This is a genomic window from Pedobacter sp. MR22-3, from assembly GCF_026240075.1.
Lineage (GTDB): Bacteria > Bacteroidota > Bacteroidia > Sphingobacteriales > Sphingobacteriaceae > Pedobacter.
The window spans coordinates 301,646-321,975 of the sequence record NZ_JAPIVF010000003.1 but is presented as its reverse complement, the minus strand read 5'-3'; the positions used below and the strand labels follow the sequence as shown (position 1 = coordinate 321,975).

At 42.0% G+C, this 20,330-nt stretch carries 13 protein-coding genes; 7 read left to right on the top strand and 6 right to left on the bottom strand.

What is annotated here, in order from left to right; translation table 11 throughout:
• Window positions 1-52 precede the first annotated feature (52 nt).
• The 3 genes from OQ267_RS08335 to OQ267_RS08325 all read right to left on the bottom strand — a co-directional run bounded on the left by OQ267_RS08335 (window position 53) and on the right by OQ267_RS08325 (window position 3,623).
• On the bottom strand, window positions 53-802 hold the full coding sequence (locus OQ267_RS08335; RefSeq protein WP_265835530.1) for a hypothetical protein: 750 nt from the start codon (window positions 800-802) through the stop codon (window positions 53-55).
• Between the two features lie 243 nt (window positions 803-1,045).
• Entirely contained in the window at window positions 1,046-2,290 is a 1,245-nt protein-coding gene (locus OQ267_RS08330) for an arsenic transporter (protein WP_088302106.1), read from the bottom strand.
• 115 nt (window positions 2,291-2,405) lie between these two features.
• Window positions 2,406-3,623, bottom strand: a complete 1,218-nt coding sequence (locus OQ267_RS08325; protein ID WP_265818617.1) for an MFS transporter — start codon at window positions 3,621-3,623, stop codon at window positions 2,406-2,408.
• Window positions 3,624-3,968: 345 nt separating this feature from the next.
• On the opposite strand from OQ267_RS08325, the gene OQ267_RS08320 reads away from it, so the two are divergent.
• From OQ267_RS08320 to OQ267_RS08295, 6 genes are all read left to right on the top strand, one after another.
• Window positions 3,969-5,030: an efflux RND transporter periplasmic adaptor subunit gene (locus tag OQ267_RS08320; RefSeq protein WP_265835529.1), complete on the top strand. Its 1,062-nt coding sequence runs from the start codon at window positions 3,969-3,971 to the stop codon at window positions 5,028-5,030.
• Between the two features lie 4 nt (window positions 5,031-5,034).
• Window positions 5,035-8,151 carry an efflux RND transporter permease subunit gene (locus OQ267_RS08315; RefSeq protein ID WP_265835528.1) on the top strand — a complete coding sequence of 1,039 codons (3,117 nt, stop codon included), beginning with the start codon at window positions 5,035-5,037 and terminating at the stop codon, window positions 8,149-8,151.
• On the top strand, window positions 8,144-9,490 hold the full coding sequence (locus OQ267_RS08310) for a TolC family protein (protein ID WP_265835526.1): 1,347 nt from the start codon (window positions 8,144-8,146) through the stop codon (window positions 9,488-9,490). The genes OQ267_RS08315 and OQ267_RS08310 overlap by 8 nt, the downstream gene beginning before the upstream one ends.
• A 40-nt stretch (window positions 9,491-9,530) precedes the next feature.
• Window positions 9,531-10,577, top strand: coding sequence for a sensor histidine kinase (locus tag OQ267_RS08305; protein ID WP_265835525.1), 1,047 nt, complete (start codon window positions 9,531-9,533; stop codon window positions 10,575-10,577).
• A gap of 10 nt (window positions 10,578-10,587) precedes the next feature.
• Window positions 10,588-11,361: a LytR/AlgR family response regulator transcription factor gene (locus OQ267_RS08300; protein WP_265835524.1), complete on the top strand. Its 774-nt coding sequence runs from the start codon at window positions 10,588-10,590 to the stop codon at window positions 11,359-11,361.
• 437 nt (window positions 11,362-11,798) lie between these two features.
• Window positions 11,799-12,437, top strand: a complete 639-nt coding sequence (locus tag OQ267_RS08295) for an outer membrane beta-barrel protein (RefSeq protein WP_265835523.1) — start codon at window positions 11,799-11,801, stop codon at window positions 12,435-12,437.
• 138 nt (window positions 12,438-12,575) lie between these two features.
• On the opposite strand, the gene OQ267_RS08290 is transcribed toward OQ267_RS08295, so the two are convergent.
• Window positions 12,576-14,948, bottom strand: a complete 2,373-nt coding sequence (locus OQ267_RS08290) for a glycoside hydrolase family 3 N-terminal domain-containing protein (protein WP_265835522.1) — start codon at window positions 14,946-14,948, stop codon at window positions 12,576-12,578.
• 582 nt (window positions 14,949-15,530) lie between these two features.
• Window positions 15,531-16,880 (bottom strand): glycoside hydrolase family 43 protein, encoded by a 1,350-nt coding sequence (locus OQ267_RS08285; protein ID WP_265835521.1) that lies wholly within the window; start codon window positions 16,878-16,880, stop codon window positions 15,531-15,533.
• 820 nt (window positions 16,881-17,700) lie between these two features.
• On the opposite strand from OQ267_RS08285, the gene OQ267_RS08280 reads away from it, so the two are divergent.
• Window positions 17,701-18,720 carry a hypothetical protein gene (locus OQ267_RS08280; RefSeq protein WP_265835520.1) on the top strand — a complete coding sequence of 340 codons (1,020 nt, stop codon included), beginning with the start codon at window positions 17,701-17,703 and terminating at the stop codon, window positions 18,718-18,720.
• Window positions 18,721-18,992: 272 nt separating this feature from the next.
• Here the strand turns inward: OQ267_RS08280 and OQ267_RS08275 are convergent, their stop codons facing one another.
• Complete coding sequence (locus OQ267_RS08275) at window positions 18,993-20,291, bottom strand: esterase-like activity of phytase family protein (RefSeq protein WP_088302095.1); 1,299 nt, start codon at window positions 20,289-20,291, stop codon at window positions 18,993-18,995.
• Window positions 20,292-20,330: the final 39 nt, after the last annotated feature.

The following is a 20,330-nucleotide window of genomic DNA, read 5'->3' as shown; positions in this document are numbered from 1 at the left end:
CTTTATTTAAAAACAGATGCCACAAATAATTATTAAATGTGGCATCATCTCATTATCTCACCAGGAAGGTTTGTCCGTTAATATTTAATGTCCTGGCCCTCACCAGCGTTGTTTTTTGGCTGTACAATACGCCCGGGCGCTTAGGTTCTACAAAACCGGTTACCACGACTTTCTCACCTGATTTTAACTGAGCGGAAAGCTGCTGTGCAATATGTGGCGCTATACTTACCCTTTCTCCGGAAGTTAGGGTAAATCCATTCACATTTTTTTCCAATCCATAGTTTAGCTGCTTAATACTGGCATTAAAACTTCTTTCATCCTGACTTTCGTTGAGCAATGGTGCAACCGGAGGTGTATCACTAATCAGTTTGCCATTCACTTCTATGCTATTTAAACGAAATATCTTAAGCCCTTCCGGATTAGTATCTTCATTACCGGTTATGGTTACACTGGCACCTTTTTTTGCAGCTGAGATTATTTTTTCTCCCAAATGCGGGGGGAACATTACATTAACATTTCCATTGCTGGTTTTGACCACAAGGCCATTGTATTCAAATTCCTCATTGGCTACCGGATTAACAACAGTACCTTTAATGGTGGTAAGTGTAATAAGCGGCATGTCTTCCAATGGTCTTGGGGGTTCAGCCGGTGCACCTATTGGCGGACGAGGCAGGCCACTGGCCATTGGATTGGGCGAGCCCACCGGAGGTTGAGGTGGTTTTGGAAGTTCCTGTGCCTGTAGGGCAAATGTTCCGGCTAACAACACGGCTGTTAACCAGATTCTGCTATTGTTTTTTTTCATGTCTTTAATAATTTATACTCCAAAAGTATAATTGACAAATATGCCTGGAATGAACATGAAATTAATTTTTCTTCATCTTTGAGCATGCTGATAACAGTTAAATGCCTGTTTGGTTTTTGCTGCCTACCGCAATAAAACTGCTTTAGATCTTTTTCTTTGCTTTTTCGCTCTATACCACTGAGCATCAAAATTTTGAGGCATCAAGTAAATAAGGTTATTTTTTAGAAAGACATCCTGCAGCTCTTAAATCCATAAGGAAGCTAACGTTGCGATCAATGCCAAAGTCATGACCAGGGCACCAAGCTTTAAAAATTTCCAGGCGCTTACTTCCAGCCCTTCCCGGCGCAGTGCCACCAGCCATAAAATAGTGGCTAACGATCCGGTAATGGATAAATTAGGTCCCAGATCAATCCCAATCAGCACGGCACTTTTAACCATTTCAGGAGCATGTCCGTGGTTCATTACATCACCTGCAATCAATCCCGCAGGGAGGTTATTCATCAGGTTACAGGCAAATGCCGTAAATATTCCACTCAACCACACTGCTCCTGCTGCCGATTCAGCGATACTGCTGTTAAGGAGTTCCGTGAGACTATGGATGATTCCTGTTTTATTCAAGGCCTCTACAATGACAAATAAGCCGGCCACCAGTGGAAGTACCGACCATGAAACACCTTTTATAACAGCTAACGGACTTTTTTTAATATTGATCATCACCACTAATGTGGTCATGATTCCGGTTACCGCCGTGGGTAAACCCAGGTCCATGTTCAATCCTGAAGCTAACAACAATACAATGGCGGTGATGCCAATCCCAAAAAGTGCGGTACGGCCACCTCTGGATAATTCAGGCAGTTGGATATCGGTTCTGATTTGATGACTGAAAGCACGGCGCTGGGTAAAATACAACACCAGGTAAGTAACCGTAATGGCACAAACAGATGGAATGAGATAAGTAGAGAGCCATTGATACAGCGGGGGCATATGGCTACCATAAATCACCAGGTTAGCCGGATTGGAGATGGGCAACACAAAAGAGGCGGCATTGGCAATAAATGCACAGATAAATAAATATGGAAGTGGTTTTTCTACCCTGGCCGCACTTACCGCGGCGGCTACTGCAGGTGTTAATACTACAGCTGTGGCATCGTTAGACAGGAAAGTGGTAACAGCAATGCCCACCAGGTAAATCAGCAAAAACAACCTTGACGGAGAACCCTTAGCCATCAGTGTGGCATGTGCGGCAAGCCACTCAAACAGTTTTTCTGCACGTGCGGTTTCTGCCAGGAGCATCATTCCCGTTAGAAACAGGTAAACGTCTATCCCTTTAGCCATACCGGCTACTGCCTCATGGTAATTGATCTGACGAAGAAGCAATAATAAAATTGCACCGGTTACAGCATATACAGCTTCGGTAACTTTAAAAGGCCGGATAATTACACCTGCAATGGCCAGAAATGAAATGATCCAGGTTGAAAGATAAATCATGTGATACTGCTATAGTTAACCGGGTTTGGCATACGGACTAAACACCAGCGTGTTCAAAAATAATGTTTTTGTATGAGGTAAATATGAAGTTGTAATATTACTGGTGAATTCACTCTTAATTAACCGATTTAATTGTCCTGGCAAAAATTAACCATAGCAGGATCGAACCCGCAGCGAAGCTACCCAGAATTATAAATGCCGGATTATACCCCATTCCCTCTGCTATCCAACCCCCAATGGCCGGACTTAAAGAAGCACCCAGCCCCTGAACAGTCATCACTGCGCCCTGACCAATATTCACGCGCCCTGTGCCATTTAGTATATGTGCCACCAAACCTGGAACAGCTACACTTTGTAAACCCGCACCAATTCCATCCAATACCTGTACCGGGTAAATACCGATGTGGCTATGGAGATAAGCAGCAATAAAACCACGTATAGGCAGAGAAATAAAGGAAATTAACAACACCAGCCAAAAACCACTTTTTTCAGCCATTCGCATGGCGATTAATGAGGTTCCAATCATGACAAGTTGCGCAATGATAATGGTCATCGCCACAAACATAGAAGCATTTTCCTGATCTTTTGAAGCGGCGGCAAGCCCATAGAGCGGTAACATGGCACCATTGCCCAAATGAAATAAAGCCAGGGCAGCGGCAAGAATTAATAAAGGCTTGCATTTAAAGAGCACCTTAAATCCACTAGCCTGCTCATCTGAATTCCCCTCTTTCATCCCCCTCGCGGCATTGTCGTCAATGGCCTTTGCCGGAATCATTAGCACTGCTATTACTGATAGTATACCAAAAAGTGCTGCCAGTAAAAAAATGGCAGGCATACCGAATTTATAACCCAGATAGCCGGAAAGTGCAGAACCCACTACATTACCCGCATGGTTAAAAGCCTGGTTATGTCCATTCTGCCTGTTAAATCCTTTTTGCTTCGCAATCCCCAGGGTAATGGCAATAATAGCCGGAGCAATAACAGAACCTGCAATAGCCGTAGCTACCTGTGAGATGCTCACCAACCAGAATTCTTGCGTAAATAATACGATGCAGGAAGCCAGGATGGTGAAAACTGCAGAGAGCACAACGTAAAACCGTTTTCTTTTAGTGGCATCAATTAAGGCACCTGCAGGTATCGTCATAATCATGCCAGCCACCCCGCCAATAGTCATCACAGAACCAATGAGTCCGCTTTTCCAGCCATGCGCCAGGAGAAAGATACCCAGGAACGGCCCTACACCTGCTTGTAGGTCTGCCATAAAAAAATTGAGGGATTGTAGCGGCCAGATAATCTTTTTATCTACCGGGGCAGTGGTTTGTAGTTCGCTCATACGGCATGATGAACAGATTACCAGGTTAAATTGTTCATCAATGTTTTTTATCAAACACAACAAACAACTGAAATTCAGTTACTTAACATTATTTATCAAGCATTAATTTTTCTTCATATGGAATTGAATTGCATTTATACAACCGGAAGTGCTAAAAGGCATTTCAGAAATGTAAAAAACCATTGTTAAAATGGCAGCCAGATTTCATCAATGCCTGGCTAAGCAAAGCGATATAAACAGGTAAGGTAGAGATCGTGCAACTTCAGTTATCATTTTTGTCAGTTCAGTCAGTATAGCGCCTAAATCAAAAGGCTGTCTATCATCTTTGTGATAAATACAGGCAAAATGAAACTTATTAGCAACATAAAAAAGGCTGGAAGAAATGTGCTGACCATTTCTATGGTCTCCCTTCTTCTGGTGGCATGTGGTAATCAGGAAGAAAAATCTAAGCACTTATCCGAACAAGCGACCAGGGTTAAAACCGAAAAACTGGTAACCACTAAAACAGAGCAGGATCTTGTACTTAGCGGAAATATTGAAGGAAACGCTACTGTTAAACTCGGATTCATGGTACCAGGTAAAATCAATCAGATCAACTTTTTACCCGGGCAAGCCGTTTCAAAGGGAAGTTTGATCGCCAGCCTCGAACCAACCAACTATATACTAAACAAGCAAATGGCTGATGTGGAATTAAGTGAAGCTCAGGATCAGTTTAACCGTTTAAAAATCATGCATGCTAAATCCAGCATCAGTGAACTTGACTTTACCAAAGGAAACTTTGCTTTGCAAAAAGCCGGCACACAGCAAAAAATAGCGGTTAAGAACCTTCAGGATGCCCGGCTTTATGCATCGATTTCCGGCATTTTACTGCGCAAAGATGCAGAAGCAGGGGAAATTATCACTGCTGGTACACCATTTTTTGTATTGGCAGACATTAAAAAAGTAAAGGTATCTGCCTCAGTGCCTGAAGGAGAATTGAAAGGCTTGAAAAAAGGCCAGTCGGCAGATGTAGAGATTGAAGCATTGGGCAGGCACTTTAAAGGAACAATAGTAGAAGTTGGTGCACTGGCTGATGCGACTACAAGGGCTTTTACTTTGAAAATTGAAATCAACAATCACGATCTCACCATCAAGCCTGGCATGATTGCCCAAACCAGAATCTCTTCCGGACATTTTAAAAACGGCATTAACATCGTTCCGGAATGTATTGTAAATGAACCAGGCAATCAAAGCTATGTGTATGTGGCAGACCTCAAAAGCCACCGGGCCTTTAAACGAAAAATAAGCCTCGGAAAAATGTCTGCAAATCGCGTAGAAATCCTTTCCGGTTTATCAGCAGGTGAAACCATAGTGATTTCAGGGCAAACTGCTTTAAATGATGGTTCCCCTATTAAAACAGATCAGTAATCATATGAATTTTATAGAAGCTGCACTTAAATATAAGCACCTCACGCTGGCGGTTTTGCTTGCGCTATTTGCTGTAGGCATCAACTCGTTGGTTAATATGCCCCGCCGGGAAGATCCAAAAATTACCATCCGGCAGGGACTTGTTCTAGCCGGATTTCCCGGAGCTTCATCTGCACAGGTGGAGGAGCAACTAACCAAGAAACTGGAACAGCAACTTTTCCAATATGATGAAGTAGATAAAACAAAAACATATTCCACCTCTAAAGATGGCATGGTCGTGATTAATGTTGAACTTACGGAATCAGTAAAACAGCCTGACATTTTTTGGAGCAAACTCCGCCACCAGTTGCTGGTAACCAAAGCTTCAGAACTGCCGCAAGGTATTCAGGGCCCGATCGTTGATTCTGATTTTGGCGATACGGAAGCAGTGGTGATTGCCCTGGAAAGCAACCAGGCAAGTTATACAGAATTAAGTGGATATGCCCAAAAGGTAGAAGACCTGATTCGTACGCTAAAGCAAACTTCAAAAGTGAAGCGCATTGGAGATCAGAAAGAGGAAATAGTGGTTTCTTCCACCTCCGGTAAACTGGCGCAGTATGGTCTCAACTTCAGGCAGGTAGAACAGGTATTACAATCACAGAATACCATTGCGGCCACCGGAGAAATAAAAACTTTAGCCAGCAAGACTCCGCTTTATACCAATGGCTATTTCCATACGGAAACAGACCTGGCCAACCAGGTTTTAGGGCTTTCTCCTGCCGGTATCCCGGTAAAACTGGGCGACATCGCCAGTTTGAAAAGAACAGATGCCGAGCCTGAAAGTATCATCAGTGTAAATGGAAATAAAGCCATACTGTTATCCATTCAAATGCATGAGGGTAACAATATCGTCGCCTTCGGAAAATTAGCAGACAGTATGATTGCCTTGGCGAAGCAACGTATACCGAGCAATATAAAGGTGACCACATTAATCTCTCAACCTAATTTGGTAGACGATCATATCTCCCATTTTATAAAAGAGTTTTTTCTGGCCATACTTTCGGTAATTGTGGTGGTTATTCTGCTGTTACCTTTCCGGATTGCATCCGTTGCTGCTTTGGCTATTCCAATGACGGTGGCGCTAACATTCGCCATTCTGAATGCATTGGGAATTGAACTGCACCAGGTATCACTTGCCGGATTGATACTGGTTCTGGGCATGGTGGTAGATGATGCAATTGTGATCGCAGACAATTATGTTGAACTTTTAGATGAAGGTATTAACCGCTGGACAGCAGCCTGGCGCAGCGCACACGATTTGCTGATCCCGGTTCTGGCAGCCACCATCACCATCATCGCTTCCTTTTTACCCATGGTGCTGATTAAGGGTTCTACCGGAGAATTTATTTTTACCCTTCCCATTACAGTAGCTGTGGCACTAATTGCCTCCTATTTTGTAGCACTGTTCCTCACCCCTTTGCTGTGTTATACCTTTATCAAGAAAGGATTAAACCATTCTTCTGTGCCTGATGAACAGCAAGACGACCAGAAAATAAAGGTTTCGGTGCTCATGAGCATGCAAAATACCTATAATAAAGCGCTTGATTGGTGTATCAAACATCCCAAACTGACCATATTAACCAGTATTATTTTTGTACTGCTTACCGGAATCGTAATGAAGCTTGGTGTGCGTGAGTTATTCTTTCCGCCTGCAGAACGCAACCAGTTTATAGTAGAACTCTGGATGCCTACGGGTACTAAACTTGAGAAAACACATGCGGCAATAAATCAGGCAGCAAATCTGATTAAAAAAGATAAACGCGTTATTTCCTATGCGGCATTTTCCGGAACATCGGCACCCAGGTTTTATTACAACTTTGCTCCTGAAGTTCCGACAAGCAATTACGGGTTAATATTGATTACCACAACCAATAATGAAACCACGGAACAAATGGCTGAAGAACTTACCACAAAAGTGAAAGCCCTTATACCTGACGGAACTTTTTACGTGAAACAGATGCAGCAGGGTAACGACCTAAAAGCACCTGTAGAAGTAAGGATTATTGGAGACGATATCAATACCTTAAAGGAATACGGTACACAGGTGGCAAATATCATCAAAAAGGCCAAGGGCAGCAGGCTGGTGCGTAATGATTTTGCATCAGATTACTATGGCATACAGATTACACCAAATGAGGATGCCGGACAACTTGGCTTTACCACAGGTGATATCGCCAGTGCAGTTTTTACAGGTTTTAGCGGTGCCCCCATCTCTACCATTTATGAAGGAAACAACCCGGTGGATATCCGGTTGCGGTTAGATCAGCGGGTGCGAAGAAATACAGATGACCTGGAAAACACCTACCTCTCTTCCCCTCTAAATAATGCACAAATACCACTCAGGCAAATTGCAACCTTAACACCGCAGTGGCAAAGCGGAAACATCATGCACCGAAATGGCATCCGTACGCTTACGGTTCAAAGCGAAACGGAGGCACATATACTGCCAGCCGAACTGCTTGAACAGATCAAACCGGCAATAAACACACTAAAGCTTCCGGCAGGATACCATATTGAATACGGCGGTGAAGAAGGTGGAAAGGAAGAAGTGGAAGCAGATATGTACACTGCGCTTGGAACCAGTCTGGTACTCATTTTTTTCATCCTGATGTTCCAGTTTAAAAATTTTAAAGAGGTGCTGATCATTATGGCAACCATCCCGTTAAGTCTGTTCGGTGCCATACTGGGGCTGGCCATTACGGGAAATAATTTCAGCTTTACCGCATTTATCGGCTTAATTGCCCTTTCAGGGATTGTGGTTCGCAATGCCATCATTCTGGTTGATTATACCAATATCCTGATTCAGCATGGTTTGGATATCCGAACCGCGGCGATTGAGTCTGCCAAAAGGAGACTACGCCCGATTTTCCTCACGGCCATGGCGGCAGCGGTTGGTGTAATGCCGATGATCATATCAGGTTCGCCCATGTGGGCACCCCTTGCGAGTGTACTTGCTTTCGGCGTCATCTGGAGCATGATGATGGCCTTACTTACCGTACCAGTGATGTACATCGGCTGGATAAACCCTGGCGACAAACAAGAAATCCGTAGTCAACATCAAAATACAATTCAACATGATTAATAAAATCAAGAACAGTTGGCGGGTGATACTATTGTGCTTCATCTGTTACTATAGCAAGGCACAAACGGCATATTCAGTTGATCAGCTGATCCATGCGGCAAAAAAAAACAGCCATCAGCTTAACATCAGGCAATACCACATGTTAGAAAAAACCAGCAAACTGCATGAAGATGGAATTAAAAGATATCCTTCCCTTACAATAGATGGAAGCTATCAATATAGTTTCAAGTTGCCAGACATTTCTATTCCGGCCGGCACGATAGGTATGATTAATACCGGAAACGGTGCGGCACAACTTTTACCTGCACAGGATACAAGGTTTAAAATCGGCGAAAAAGGCAATTATAATGTGGGCTTTAACCTTTATCAACCCATCACGCAACAAGCCAAACTGGCTACCGCAATGGCCATTGATCAGACTGACATTCAGATTGGCAGGCAGGAAAGTATACAAACGGCGCTGCAACTGACACTACAGGTAGAACAACTTTTTTATAGTGCCTTAATTTTGCGTAAAACATCCGAATCAGGAAAGCTCCGCATTGAACTGGCAAAAGCAAAACTTACTGACGGAGAAACATCCCGCATGGCAGGTACCGTTACCGCTGCCAGCCTGGCCGGGCTTCGGGCTGATATCGCCAATGAGGAACAGGCTTTGATGAAAACCGACCTGCAGCTTCAGGACTATCTTGCTGAGATGAGTAGTCTGACAGGCATTGATCTTCAAAAACTAAACCTACAGGAACCAGTATGGAATGAAAAAGGTATAGTAATCAGTGATTACCGCAGCAATGCCATGCTTAATCCCGATTTGGAAATAGCCAGATTGAATAAGGAAAAGGCCATATTAGGGATAAAAGCAATTAAACAGGCCAACCTGCCTGATTTCGGCATTGTGGCTGGATATTACAGGCAACAAGGAAGCCCAATACTACCGGTAAGCAGTCCATATGTTGGCATCAGCCTGAAATGGAATCTTCAGGATCTTTTTGCAAACTGTGAAGTAAAAAATCAGCGGCAGGCACAGTTAAAACAAGCGGAAGAAAATATGGCATACACCCAGCAGCAAATCGGTTTAACGGTTGACCGGTTATCCAGGAAAGTGGTGCAATGCAATGCCTTAATTACCGCAGCAGGCAAAGCGGTATCCTTTCGTCAGGATGAATTAAAAGAACAGCAGGACCGTTTAACTGCCGGATTTGAAATCAAGACTGCGCTATTGGAAACAAAAGTGAAGCTTGCACAAGCAGAGGCTGACCTGTACACGGCAAAACTGCAACAGGCCATAACCATTGCTGAGCTGGAAAACATATCCGGAAAGAACAAATTTGAGAATTGACTCATTTTCTGATAAAAGAGATTTAACTTTACTGTAAAAGATGTACAAACAGAATTATAACATATTCCGGCGCTATGGTTACCCAGGATTCGGGATGCTGTTGTATCTCGTCATTTTTTTAATTAATCCATATGAGCCAGAACACTCCGGTTTGCAATATTTCTTCAGTATGGATTTTGTACTGGAGCTTGTACTGGCCATGGCTTATGCTGCTGCATTATTTGAAACCGGGATTCAGCTTACCAGTTTTATCAATCGATTTTATAGCTGGGAAGGGCATATTGCCATGAGGTTTCTGATCCAGTTCCTGCTGCACATCGGTGTGATCTACCTCATTTTGAATTTGTTTTTTATCATCAGGCTACCGGTTCGCTTTATTTATGATGAACTGATGTTCAGGCAGGCACTCATCGTAGGTACCATTTTTTCTCTGCTTACCACTGTTGTATTTGCCGCAGCCTATTTTTTTCATCGATGGAATGATGCCAGTTTAAAATCTCTTGAGCTACAGCAACATACCACACAGGCACAGCTGGAAGCACTAAAGCTTCAGCTTGATCCCCATTTTCTTTTTAATAACCTGAGTATTGTTACTGCACTTATTGAGGATGAACCACAAACCGCAACAGCTTATCTGGCCAATCTTTCTTCCATCTACCGGTATATGCTGGCAAACAGGTTAAAAGACCTTATTTCCTTAAGAGAAGAACTGGAATTTATAGCGGCCTACCTGTATCTTTATCAAATCCGTTATGGTGATGGGATCATTGTTGAAATCGCCGGACACGAAGATATTGATACACTTGGTTTACCCCCTCTTACACTCCAGTTGCTGATAGAAAATGCCATTAAACACAACGTTTTTAGTACCAGGTTACCCTTAAAAATAAACATCTATTTCACTGCAGATCGCCATCTCATCGTCGAAAACAATAAAATGCTCAAAAATAAGAATACCTACAGCAGCGAGATCGGTTTAAAGAATATTAATGAGCGATACCGCCTGATGGAACAAGAACAACTATTGGTGACCGAAACCCAGGAAACCTTCACCGTTTCTATACCATTGATTACGTTACAACCTTAACCACCATTGTATGCCAAGTGTTTTGATCATTGAAGATGAGTTGCCAAATGTGTTGAGGCTCGAAAAAATGCTCCGTCAGCTGGATAGCAGCATGATGGTGGTAGATCGCTTACAAACTGTTCAGGACAGTATCATTTGGTTTCAGGGCCACGCACAACCAGACCTTATTTTTATGGATATCAGGCTTACAGATGGGTTAAGCTTTGAAATATTTAATCATGTTGAAATTACCGCACCAGTGGTTTTCATTACCGCTTATGATGAATATGCCTTAAAAGCATTCGAGGTAAATGGAATTGATTACCTGTTAAAACCTCTTGATGCAGATAAACTTTCTAAAAGTTTAAAAAAGGCGGCACCAAAAGACCGGCATACCAATGATTTATTGTTGCAAACCTTAAGGGAGCTGCAAACCAGAGAAATATCTTACCGCAACAGGTTTCTGGTTTTTTATCGGGATACCTATGTACTGGTGATGACCAGTGAAATTGCCTATTTTTCATCTGAAAATAAAACTACTTTTCTGCATACTTTCGACAATAAGCGCTATGTGATCGAGCAAACGTTAGAAAACCTGGAAAAGGAGCTTGATCCCGATGTATTTTTCAGGGCAAGCAGACAATATATCATCTCATTAAAATCGATACATAAAATACACCTTTTCTTTAATAGTCAGCTCAAGATTGAGTTATCGCCAGCTGAGGGTGAAGCAATTACGCTTAGCAGGGAAAAATCTTCCCAGTTAAAAAAATGGCTGAACCAGTTCCCCTCAAATAAGCTTTAGCCTTACATATATCGTTGCGAGGCACGAAGCAATCTACCTTGTGAAATCTATAAAGGAGATTGCTTCAGCAAATGAAGAATTTGCTGAAGCAATGACGGATTTTCAAGGGATTTTTGAGTGGACTCCTCCACCCACCCGTCATGCTGACCTGTAGCGCAGCGGAAAGCTACGAAGTAAATTTAGCTCAGCACCTTTCTTGATAACCTCCTGAATCAAGTTCAGGAGGACGGTCCCTTAAGCAGTATCGTCATACGAGAAGGTACAAAAGCCTGTCCCGAACTTTTGGGAAAGCAATCTATTATGTAGAATTTTCAACAGTGCGCTCAGACTATCCGTTCTGTAAGGTGAGTGCCGGATTTTGTCACTTCAGTAACTATCATCAAAACACCTCACCTATTGTGTCACATCTTTGACATACAGCAGTAATATAAAACACGATGAATTTCAGCATTTTTAAAAAAGTAACACTTATCGCTCTGGTTTTTTCGGGCATTTATTATACGGTAAAAGCGCAGGTTTCAGATCCGGCAAAGGAACGCAAATGGCGGATAGATTTTGGCGGGGCAATTGGTTTGTTTGCCCCATTTGATCAGGTTGCTGGTGAACCCATGCTCCTGGGTACTACTTCTCAAACCACCGTCCAGTTCAATTACAAGAAACAATTTTTCGGGCGGGTACAATTGGGTGAAACCAGTGTGGGCTACAAAAGTGGCACTACATTGAATGGAATAAATTCTATGATAGATGCCAATTCCAATAGCATCAACCTGGGTTTGGGCTTTGGTTATCACAGGGGCCTGGGTAATTGGGTACCTTTTATTGTAGCAGGTTTAGGTCCGTCTTTGGTTCGTCACCCACAAGCTGATATTGATGCGATAAGCAACACCGTCAATTATTCTAATGATTCCAAATTATACCTGTATGGTAATGTCGGATTGGGCGTGAACTACAATTTATCAAAATCCATTATGCTTTTACTTGAATGCCAGGCCACTAAAATAGCCAACCTCCCCAAAACACCGAGCACCCATCTGAGTGGAATCAGCGCATTGATTAATGTGAAGTTTGCTTTATAAAATTGCATTTTTTCTACAGGTTGGTGCCTCACCGATCAGCCATGAAATGAAGAAGTAAATAGTAACGATTGATTAACCGTCCCGTCTTGCAGCCCCCCCGGTGGAGGGGAATGGCAAAACGCCAAAAACTTCGAAAAACTACTTTTCTATTTTAAACTTTCCTTCCAACCTCACCTGATCTGAAGAGGAGGAAACCATTACCGAGTATTCTCCAGCTTCAACCGCCCATTTCATTTGGGCATTATAAATTTCCAGGTCATCCTTATTCAATACAAAAGTTAAATTCTTTTGTTCGCCAGCTTTTAAGGCAATTCTTTTAAACTGCTTTAACTGTTTAGCTGGTAACACGACAGAAGCCGTTTTCATTTTCAAATACAGTTGAACCACCTCTTCCCCATCTACACTTCCGGTATTTTTTAAATCAAAATTGACTGTAGCCGATCCGTTCTCATATTTAACTTTAAGGTTTTGATAATCGAAAGTGGTATAACTTAAGCCATAACCGAAACTGTACAAGGGTTTTGCATCCATTTCAATATAATCGTGTTTCTCCGGGTAGCGGGCATTGTAGTAAACAGGTAACTGTCCGACAGATTTAGGAACAGAAATTGGCAAACGTCCGGCAGGATTATAATCGCCAAAAAGCACATCAGCAATGGCATTCCCCCCTTCCTGACCAGGATACCAGGCATCCAGAATAGCAGGAACGTACTCGGCAGCCCAGTTTAAATTTAAAGGCCGGCCTTTAATCAGCACCAGCACCACTGGTTTGCCCGTGTTAACGACAGCTTTTAATAGCTTAAGCTGGTCGCCGAGTAAATCTAAAGTAGCCCTGTCGTAACCTTCTCCACTTTCCATGTCGCTAAGCTGATTGCCGCCTGCCTGGATTTTTGCGGCTCCGGTTTCAATGTACTCCGTTTTAAAATCCCTGGCACTGGATCCACCCAAAACAATGACCACCGCATCAGCTTTTTTTGCAGCACTTACCGCTTCTTCAATATTGCTGGAAGAAGTATCGCGGATGGCGCAACCTTTCATATAGGTAATTTTGGTATGGTTGCCCAGTTTATTTTTGATTCCCTGCAAAACCGTCACTACATTTCCCTCGCTTTGTGGCGCAGAATAATCACCAATCTGGTTATAAAGCTGATCAGCATTAGGGCCAATTACAGCAATGCTTTGAAGTGATTTACTTAGTGGAAGCAGCTTATCCTGATTTTTTAACAGAATGATGGATTCACGCGCAACCTGCCTGGCCAAAGCTACCATTTCTGCACTTCTTACCTGCTGTTTTGCCCGCTCAGGTTTAACATAAGGGTTTTCAAAAAGTCCCATATTAAATTTGATACGCAATACCCGGCTCACGGCAGTATCTAAAACCTCGGAAGTAACTTTTCCAGATTTAATGGCGGCCAGCAAAGCTTTACCATAGCCAAAGCCACTCAAATCGGCATCCAGGCCAGCATTAATAGACATTTCAGCTGCTTCAGCCGCATTTTCAGCAATGTGGTGGTTGGCTTTTAATCCGGAAATGCTGTTCAAATCAGAAACCACAAATCCTTTAAAGCCCCAGTCTTTTCTTAATATATCCTTCAGCAGCATTTCATTGGAAGAACACGGAATGCCGTCAATAGAATTGTAGGCCGTCATTACAGACAAAGCACCTGCTTTTACAGCTGCTTTAAAAGGTGGCAAATAAAACTGATGTAAGCTACGCAAGCCCACATTAATGCTGCTCCCGTTATGGCCACCTTCGGGTGCACCATAAGCAGCAAAATGTTTTAAAGTAGCGATAACATTTACACCACTGCTGATATTGTTTCCCTGGAAACCTTTAACCATGGCCTCACCCATCCGGCTGTTGAGTACCTGATCTTCGCCATAAGTTTCTTCCACTCTTGACCACCGCGGTTCACGGGCCAAATCCAATACCGGACCATAACCCACATGGCCACCCTGTAAGCGGGTTTCTTCGGCAATTGCAGCAGCCATTTTCTGAATCAGTTCCGGATCAAAGGTACTGCCCTGCCCGATTGATGTTGGAAAAACCGTTGTACCAATCGCCATATGGCCATGCGGTGCTTCTTCGGAAAGCAAAACCGGAATACCTAACCGGGTATTTTCTATTGCATATTTTTGAATGGCATTGGTGGCTTTGGCAGCCAGCTCAGGATTTAAACCATTGGCTAATGTCTTTTTTGTCCAGGGATCAGCGCGAAGGGTTGCCCAAAGCATACCTGTATATTCTTCTTTCAATGATTTTTTGAAGGCTTCACTTACTTCCACCTCATTGCCTTTTTTGATGTACATGGGCCAGCCCAGTGGCATGGAAATCTGCCCGACTTTTTCTTCAACAGTCATCCTGGAAAGTAAATCATTAATCCTGCGTTCTACAGGTACTTTCGCATTTTTATACAAGGGAAGCTTTGCTGCGTTTTGCGCAAAAGCAGTACTATTCATCATGACAAAACCCAGGATAAGGCTCCGGGTCCATCGTGTATCTATCTTCATATCCATTAAAATTATGCCCATACTTTCATCAGGAAATGCAACCAGTTGCCATGCATCAGGTTCCGGGCACCAGTATCATTAATCATTTCTTTTATTCAGGAACTTTTTATAATCGGCAATGATTTCCAGATTCTACGGAAATTGCTTTCTTTCAAAATCACGATCCAGATCAGAACCAATACATACCACATCTTTGATTTGATCCATTCTCAGAAAAGTTGATCGCCGTAGCTGTTCCACGATTTGAAATATGTACTATAAACGCGGCGAAAAGCTTCATGGCTCCCACTGTAAAGGGATTCCATTCGATATAACAGGGTTTATCAAGAAGGCTTTTTCCAGCACGCATAGCAATATTTCGTTCTACTAACATAATAAAAATATGCTAGTAAAACGTATTACCAAATCATTTTAATCAATCAGCCCCCTAAAAAATTAAACAGGCAAATGTTAACACATTATAATAGCAGGAAAAGACATTGAGGATCATGTTATTGAATCTATTCAGCAGATTTACTCCAGTACCCCAGCGGGTAAATCACAAACACATTAATAAAACGCAACATTTAGAGGATATATTTTTTAATTTGCTTTCATCTTCCACCAATCCAGGTTGAAGCGACCTCCTTTGAAAACCAGATAAAGATCGTGCTTGCCTTTGACGGTTTTGATACTGCTGGAAATAGTTTCCCATTTTGGAGATTTAACATTCAGCGTACCCAATAAAGTACCTGCCTTGTCATCAATTCTAATTTCAAGACTTCCGGCAGTTATAGCGGCCACACAAGCTTCAATTTTTCTAGCGCCTTTTCCAAAATCAACACCCCGTACCTTGATATATGCTCCGGTATTTTTATTACACACAAAAAATTGGCCGGTTTTAATATCTTTTGCCGTAGTCATACCTTCTGCCCAATTGATCGTTTCAGCTTCTGTACGTTTAAAAGGATTAAGATTTCCGATCTGCTCAACCCCGGTTTCAGACCACCAGGGCAGCTCCGGAATGGTACCATCCGGGTTATATTTAAATTCTTCCACACAAACCGAACGCCGTTCATGGTGTTGCTCCGTAAGCATAAAATTCAACCTGTAATTAAAACCAAATACATACGACTTCCCCTTATAATCAATAATTCCGGGATGGTTACCGGATGATTTTGCGTTTGGCTTCATAATATAGCCCTTATATTCCCAGGGCCCGGTGGCACTATTGCTCATGGCATACCCAATCCCCTCCGGACAACAGGTAGAGGCATAAGCCATATAATAATGACCATTGCGCTTGTATGCCCAGGGGCCTTCCTGATAGTGATAGGTATCTTCCGTAGTCTGTCCCTTCTCTTTACCTACATTTGGTATTTTCGTGACCTCGCCAGCATGTGAAATCATATCTTCATTCAGCTTAACATACCAAAGGCTTGGATTGCCCCAATACAAATAGGCTTGTCCGTTATCATCAATAAATACTGAAGGATCTATATCATTCCATTTGTGGTCAGTATCCACCAGGCTTTTACCAATAGGATCTTTAAATGGCCCGTAAGGACTGTCTGCTACCAGTACACCAATTCCGCTTCCCTGTACAGCACAATAGAGGTAAAACTTTCCGTTTCGTTCAATGCACTGGTGTGCCCATGCACCGTTATCCTGCCTTCCCCATACAAAATCTTTTAATGATGCCACCACACCATGATCTGTCCAGTTCACCATGTCAGTTGAGGTATAAAGCAACCATTCTTTCATCAGGAATTTTCCCATGCCCGGACCTGCGGTATTCTCATCGTGAGTGGTATATAAATATACGGTATCTTTATAAACGAGCGGCGCCGGATCAGCGGTGAACCGGGTTTGAATAACTGGATTTTGAGCAATGGATCTCAAAGCGATCACGCCCACAAAAAAGAGAATAAGTACGCTAAATTTCTTTATCATTTTTATCAATATGTTAACCTTATGATATCTTTTTGCATCTACTCAATCAGGAGATAATTTTACAACATGTGCCTGCAGTCTGGTAAAAGTACATTCAGGTGTTTTACATTATTTGGTTTGGGCAATTCAAAAAAACAGGCATTAAAACCGCGTCGCAATGTATCAAAAAACAAGTTTCTATCCTGCTGATTAAACATATGTGCCAGCATTACATCAAAAATTATAAATCCTGATGATGCTTTGTATCTCAGCCTGCCAATTAAATTGCAAACCATCTCCTGCTTCTCCAAAATTATTTGGCTTTTCTCTCGTAGCTATATAATTTGATCATGTTATCATTAAAAGAAAACATCATTTTTATTTCAGCTGCTCAATAAAAATTTACCATACGCCAGGGATTTTTGCGCTAAAAAATGGTCTGGATTTCAATATACCTGAGATCTAAAACCTGCTAAAACTTCCGTTTACAACCCTAAGAACATCAACAATAATAAATATATACACTTACATACCAACAGCTTACACCATAAAACCCATCTTTTAAAGCTTTATCCATACGTTAATTTTCAGAAACTGGTTTTTTAAAAAGACAAAACCAAAGGTTGTAACATTTACGATACAAAAAACAAACATTTTATTGACGTTCCCGTTCTCTATCGAAACAAAATAATCAGTATGAAAATAAAAATTACAAAATCAAACAGGGATGAATGCATGGATTCATCAATCAAAAGCATCAGTTTTGAAACATTGTTTTTGTAGGTAATAAAAATAGTACGGCTTATTAAAAATCAATTTTATCAACCTAAAAAAACAAAAAATGTCACAAACAATTCACACAGTAAGGGATAAATCTGCTATTGGATTTATCAGCCGCTTATCATGGAGCGCAATTATTTCAGGTGTTTTTATCGCCATCGCCATTCAACTTTTACTTAGTTTACTGGGATTAAGCATTGGTATGGGCAGTATAGATCCCCTTGAAGAAGCAAAACCCTTTAGCGGTCTTGGAACCGGAGCATTAATCTGGTGGATAGTAACCATGCTGATATCTTTATTCACAGGTGGCTGGGTAGCAGGCTGGTTTTCCAATCATGTTCAAAAAACAGATTTGGTACTACATGGCTTATTGACCTGGTGTTTATTAACCTTTTTAAACCTATACCTGATCACTTCATCAGTGGGTAAAGTGGTAGGCGGCGTTGGTTCTGTTATTACAAAAGGCTTTTCTATGGCTGGAGAAGGCATTAAGGCTGCCGCTCCTGAAGCCGGAAATATGATTAAAGATCAGCTAGGCGTAGATGAAAACACTTTTGGTAAAATGAAACAGGAGGCTGAGCTGTTGTTAAAACAATCTGGTAAAAAAGAATTACAACCAGGTGCCTTAAAAGAAAAAGCCAATGAGGCTACCGGAGCAGGTGAATCAACAGGAAAAGATATTTTGGAAAATCCTCAGGATGCACAGCAAAAACTGGATGCACTTTTTTCTAAATTGTTTTCAGCGAGCGACTCTACCTTTAATGCGGTAGATCAGGAAGCCCTGGTTAATATTGTTCAGAAAAGAACCGGCAAAAGCCGTGTAGAATCTCAACAGATTGTAGAGAACTGGGTAAGCACCTTAAATACAGCTAAAGTAAAATTAAAAGAAGTGAAGGCAGAAGCAGAACAGAAAGCCAGAAAAGTTGGTGATGAAATGGCTTCAGCAATTTCTAAATTCGCCATTTTCTCCTTCATCGGAATGATTTTAGGTGCCTTTAGTGCCAGTATGGGAGCCATTTTTGCCTCACGCAAAAGGGTCACTGTTGTAGCTCATGCTGATGTTGCGGAAGATACTTTGTAAAAGTTAACATTCATTTCAGGCATGATTAAAATGCCAATACAATAAAGCGGGGAAATCTTAAAATCTTGGTTAATTAATTATTTACTGTTTACACCCTGGCCTTCTACCACCCTCCGATACATCGGAGGGTGACCAAAGGGCGAAATGGTTAAAAATAAAATACGCTATATTTAACCAAACTCAAGTTTAAAATATTTCCTCGCTTTAATATTTACATCCTGTGCAAATACTTACATCAGCCTGATACGATAACATACAGGTAGTAGCACGGATTAAAGTTTAACCTTTACAAAGTATAAACGGTTCCGATCTACGGTTTTAGTTAAGGGTAAAATCTTTTGGGCAAAGCCACTGGCTCCATTATCTACCACACCAAAATCGTCATCATTAGAAATCACAAGGATGTTTCCGGGCAAAAGCGCAAGTCCTTCTGCCTTATCATGCGGGTAAATTGATGGCAAATCTTTTAACAGATCCAAGACCAGTGTTTTTGATACTGGCGTAATCCCCGCAGCAGTAAGCCCTGCCTGATTATTTAGTTCTTCTACCGTTTTTCCACCGTAAAGTTTTCCTGTTGAGCCATCAGCTGGATCAGAAATATCTGTAGCATTGCTGATATCAATCTTAAATACCTTTTTAAAGGCGGCAGGATTAGTGGTATCACCACCAAACAGGCCATCTCTTTCTATGGTTAAAAAGGTAGTCGCATTTACAGCTACAATATCGCTCACGCCGGTAAGCGTGGTATTATCCATTAAATAAGCGTATTGTTTGGTTGCGCCAGTTGCAATATCAAAGGTTAATATCCGCAGTACTGTTGAATTGGCTACCGCATTTTTTGAAGGATTGTACATTGGTGACTGCATCATACCCACCAGCGTTTTGCCATCAGGTGTAATAGCTAATCCTTCCATCCCACGGTTTGCCCTTCTTTTGGTAAAAACCGCCGGAATTTTTCGGCCTCCGGTTCCGGTACCAAATGGATTAATGCGTTCAATGGTTTTTCCATTGGCATCAAAATGAGCCAGGTGTGGCCCGTATTCATCGCTGATCCAAAAAGTTCCATCTGCTGCCCTCACCAATCCCTCTGAATCAATACCATCGGCATTCGGCGCAATCACCTGCCCGTTTAAATCATACGCTGTCTCTCCTGAAGCGCCCATACCTGCTGGATTTGGAATCCCGTTTAACTTTCCACCCGCTGCATTTTTCAGCTCAATGGTTTGCTCCAATATCAGCTTTCCATCCTTCAACCTAAACTTTCCAATTTGTGGATCGAAATCAGGTTTTCCGATAATAATGGAATTGGCCAGCTGCCCGGCCACATTTGCACCTCTATCCGTTAACATATAAAATACGGCTGCATCATTTGGATCTGCTGCAACAGCCGAACCGAAACCACCATTGTAAACCTTAACACCACTTGCCGTGGTAAATAAGATGGCCGGATCAGCAACTTCTGCCATATCAGGATAGGTAATAACATGTGGTTCATCGTTGCCTGGAGTCTTTTTACAAGATACCATCCCCAAAAATACCATCAGCCCCAATAAAATTAATTCTTTCTTCATTTCTTAATTTGAATAGTTATCCCGCAAATCAACTACCCG

Excerpts from the sequence above, each read along its gene's own strand:
- OQ267_RS08290 (WP_265835522.1), bottom strand. The coding sequence starts at position 14,948 with ATGAAGATAGATACACGATGGACCCGGAGCCTTATCCTGGGTTTTGTC.
- OQ267_RS08315 (WP_265835528.1), top strand. The coding sequence starts at position 5,035 with ATGAATTTTATAGAAGCTGCACTTAAATATAAGCACCTCACGCTGGCG.
- OQ267_RS08310 (WP_265835526.1), top strand. The coding sequence starts at position 8,144 with ATGATTAATAAAATCAAGAACAGTTGGCGGGTGATACTATTGTGCTTC.
- OQ267_RS08335 (WP_265835530.1), bottom strand. The coding sequence starts at position 802 with ATGAAAAAAAACAATAGCAGAATCTGGTTAACAGCCGTGTTGTTAGCC.
- OQ267_RS08300 (WP_265835524.1), top strand. The coding sequence starts at position 10,588 with ATGCCAAGTGTTTTGATCATTGAAGATGAGTTGCCAAATGTGTTGAGG.
- OQ267_RS08280 (WP_265835520.1), top strand. The coding sequence starts at position 17,701 with ATGTCACAAACAATTCACACAGTAAGGGATAAATCTGCTATTGGATTT.
- OQ267_RS08330 (WP_088302106.1), bottom strand. The coding sequence starts at position 2,290 with ATGATTTATCTTTCAACCTGGATCATTTCATTTCTGGCCATTGCAGGT.
- OQ267_RS08325 (WP_265818617.1), bottom strand. The coding sequence starts at position 3,623 with ATGAGCGAACTACAAACCACTGCCCCGGTAGATAAAAAGATTATCTGG.
- OQ267_RS08275 (WP_088302095.1), bottom strand. The coding sequence starts at position 20,291 with ATGAAGAAAGAATTAATTTTATTGGGGCTGATGGTATTTTTGGGGATG.
- OQ267_RS08295 (WP_265835523.1), top strand. The coding sequence starts at position 11,799 with ATGAATTTCAGCATTTTTAAAAAAGTAACACTTATCGCTCTGGTTTTT.
- OQ267_RS08320 (WP_265835529.1), top strand. The coding sequence starts at position 3,969 with ATGAAACTTATTAGCAACATAAAAAAGGCTGGAAGAAATGTGCTGACC.
- OQ267_RS08285 (WP_265835521.1), bottom strand. The coding sequence starts at position 16,880 with ATGATAAAGAAATTTAGCGTACTTATTCTCTTTTTTGTGGGCGTGATC.
- OQ267_RS08305 (WP_265835525.1), top strand. The coding sequence starts at position 9,531 with ATGTACAAACAGAATTATAACATATTCCGGCGCTATGGTTACCCAGGA.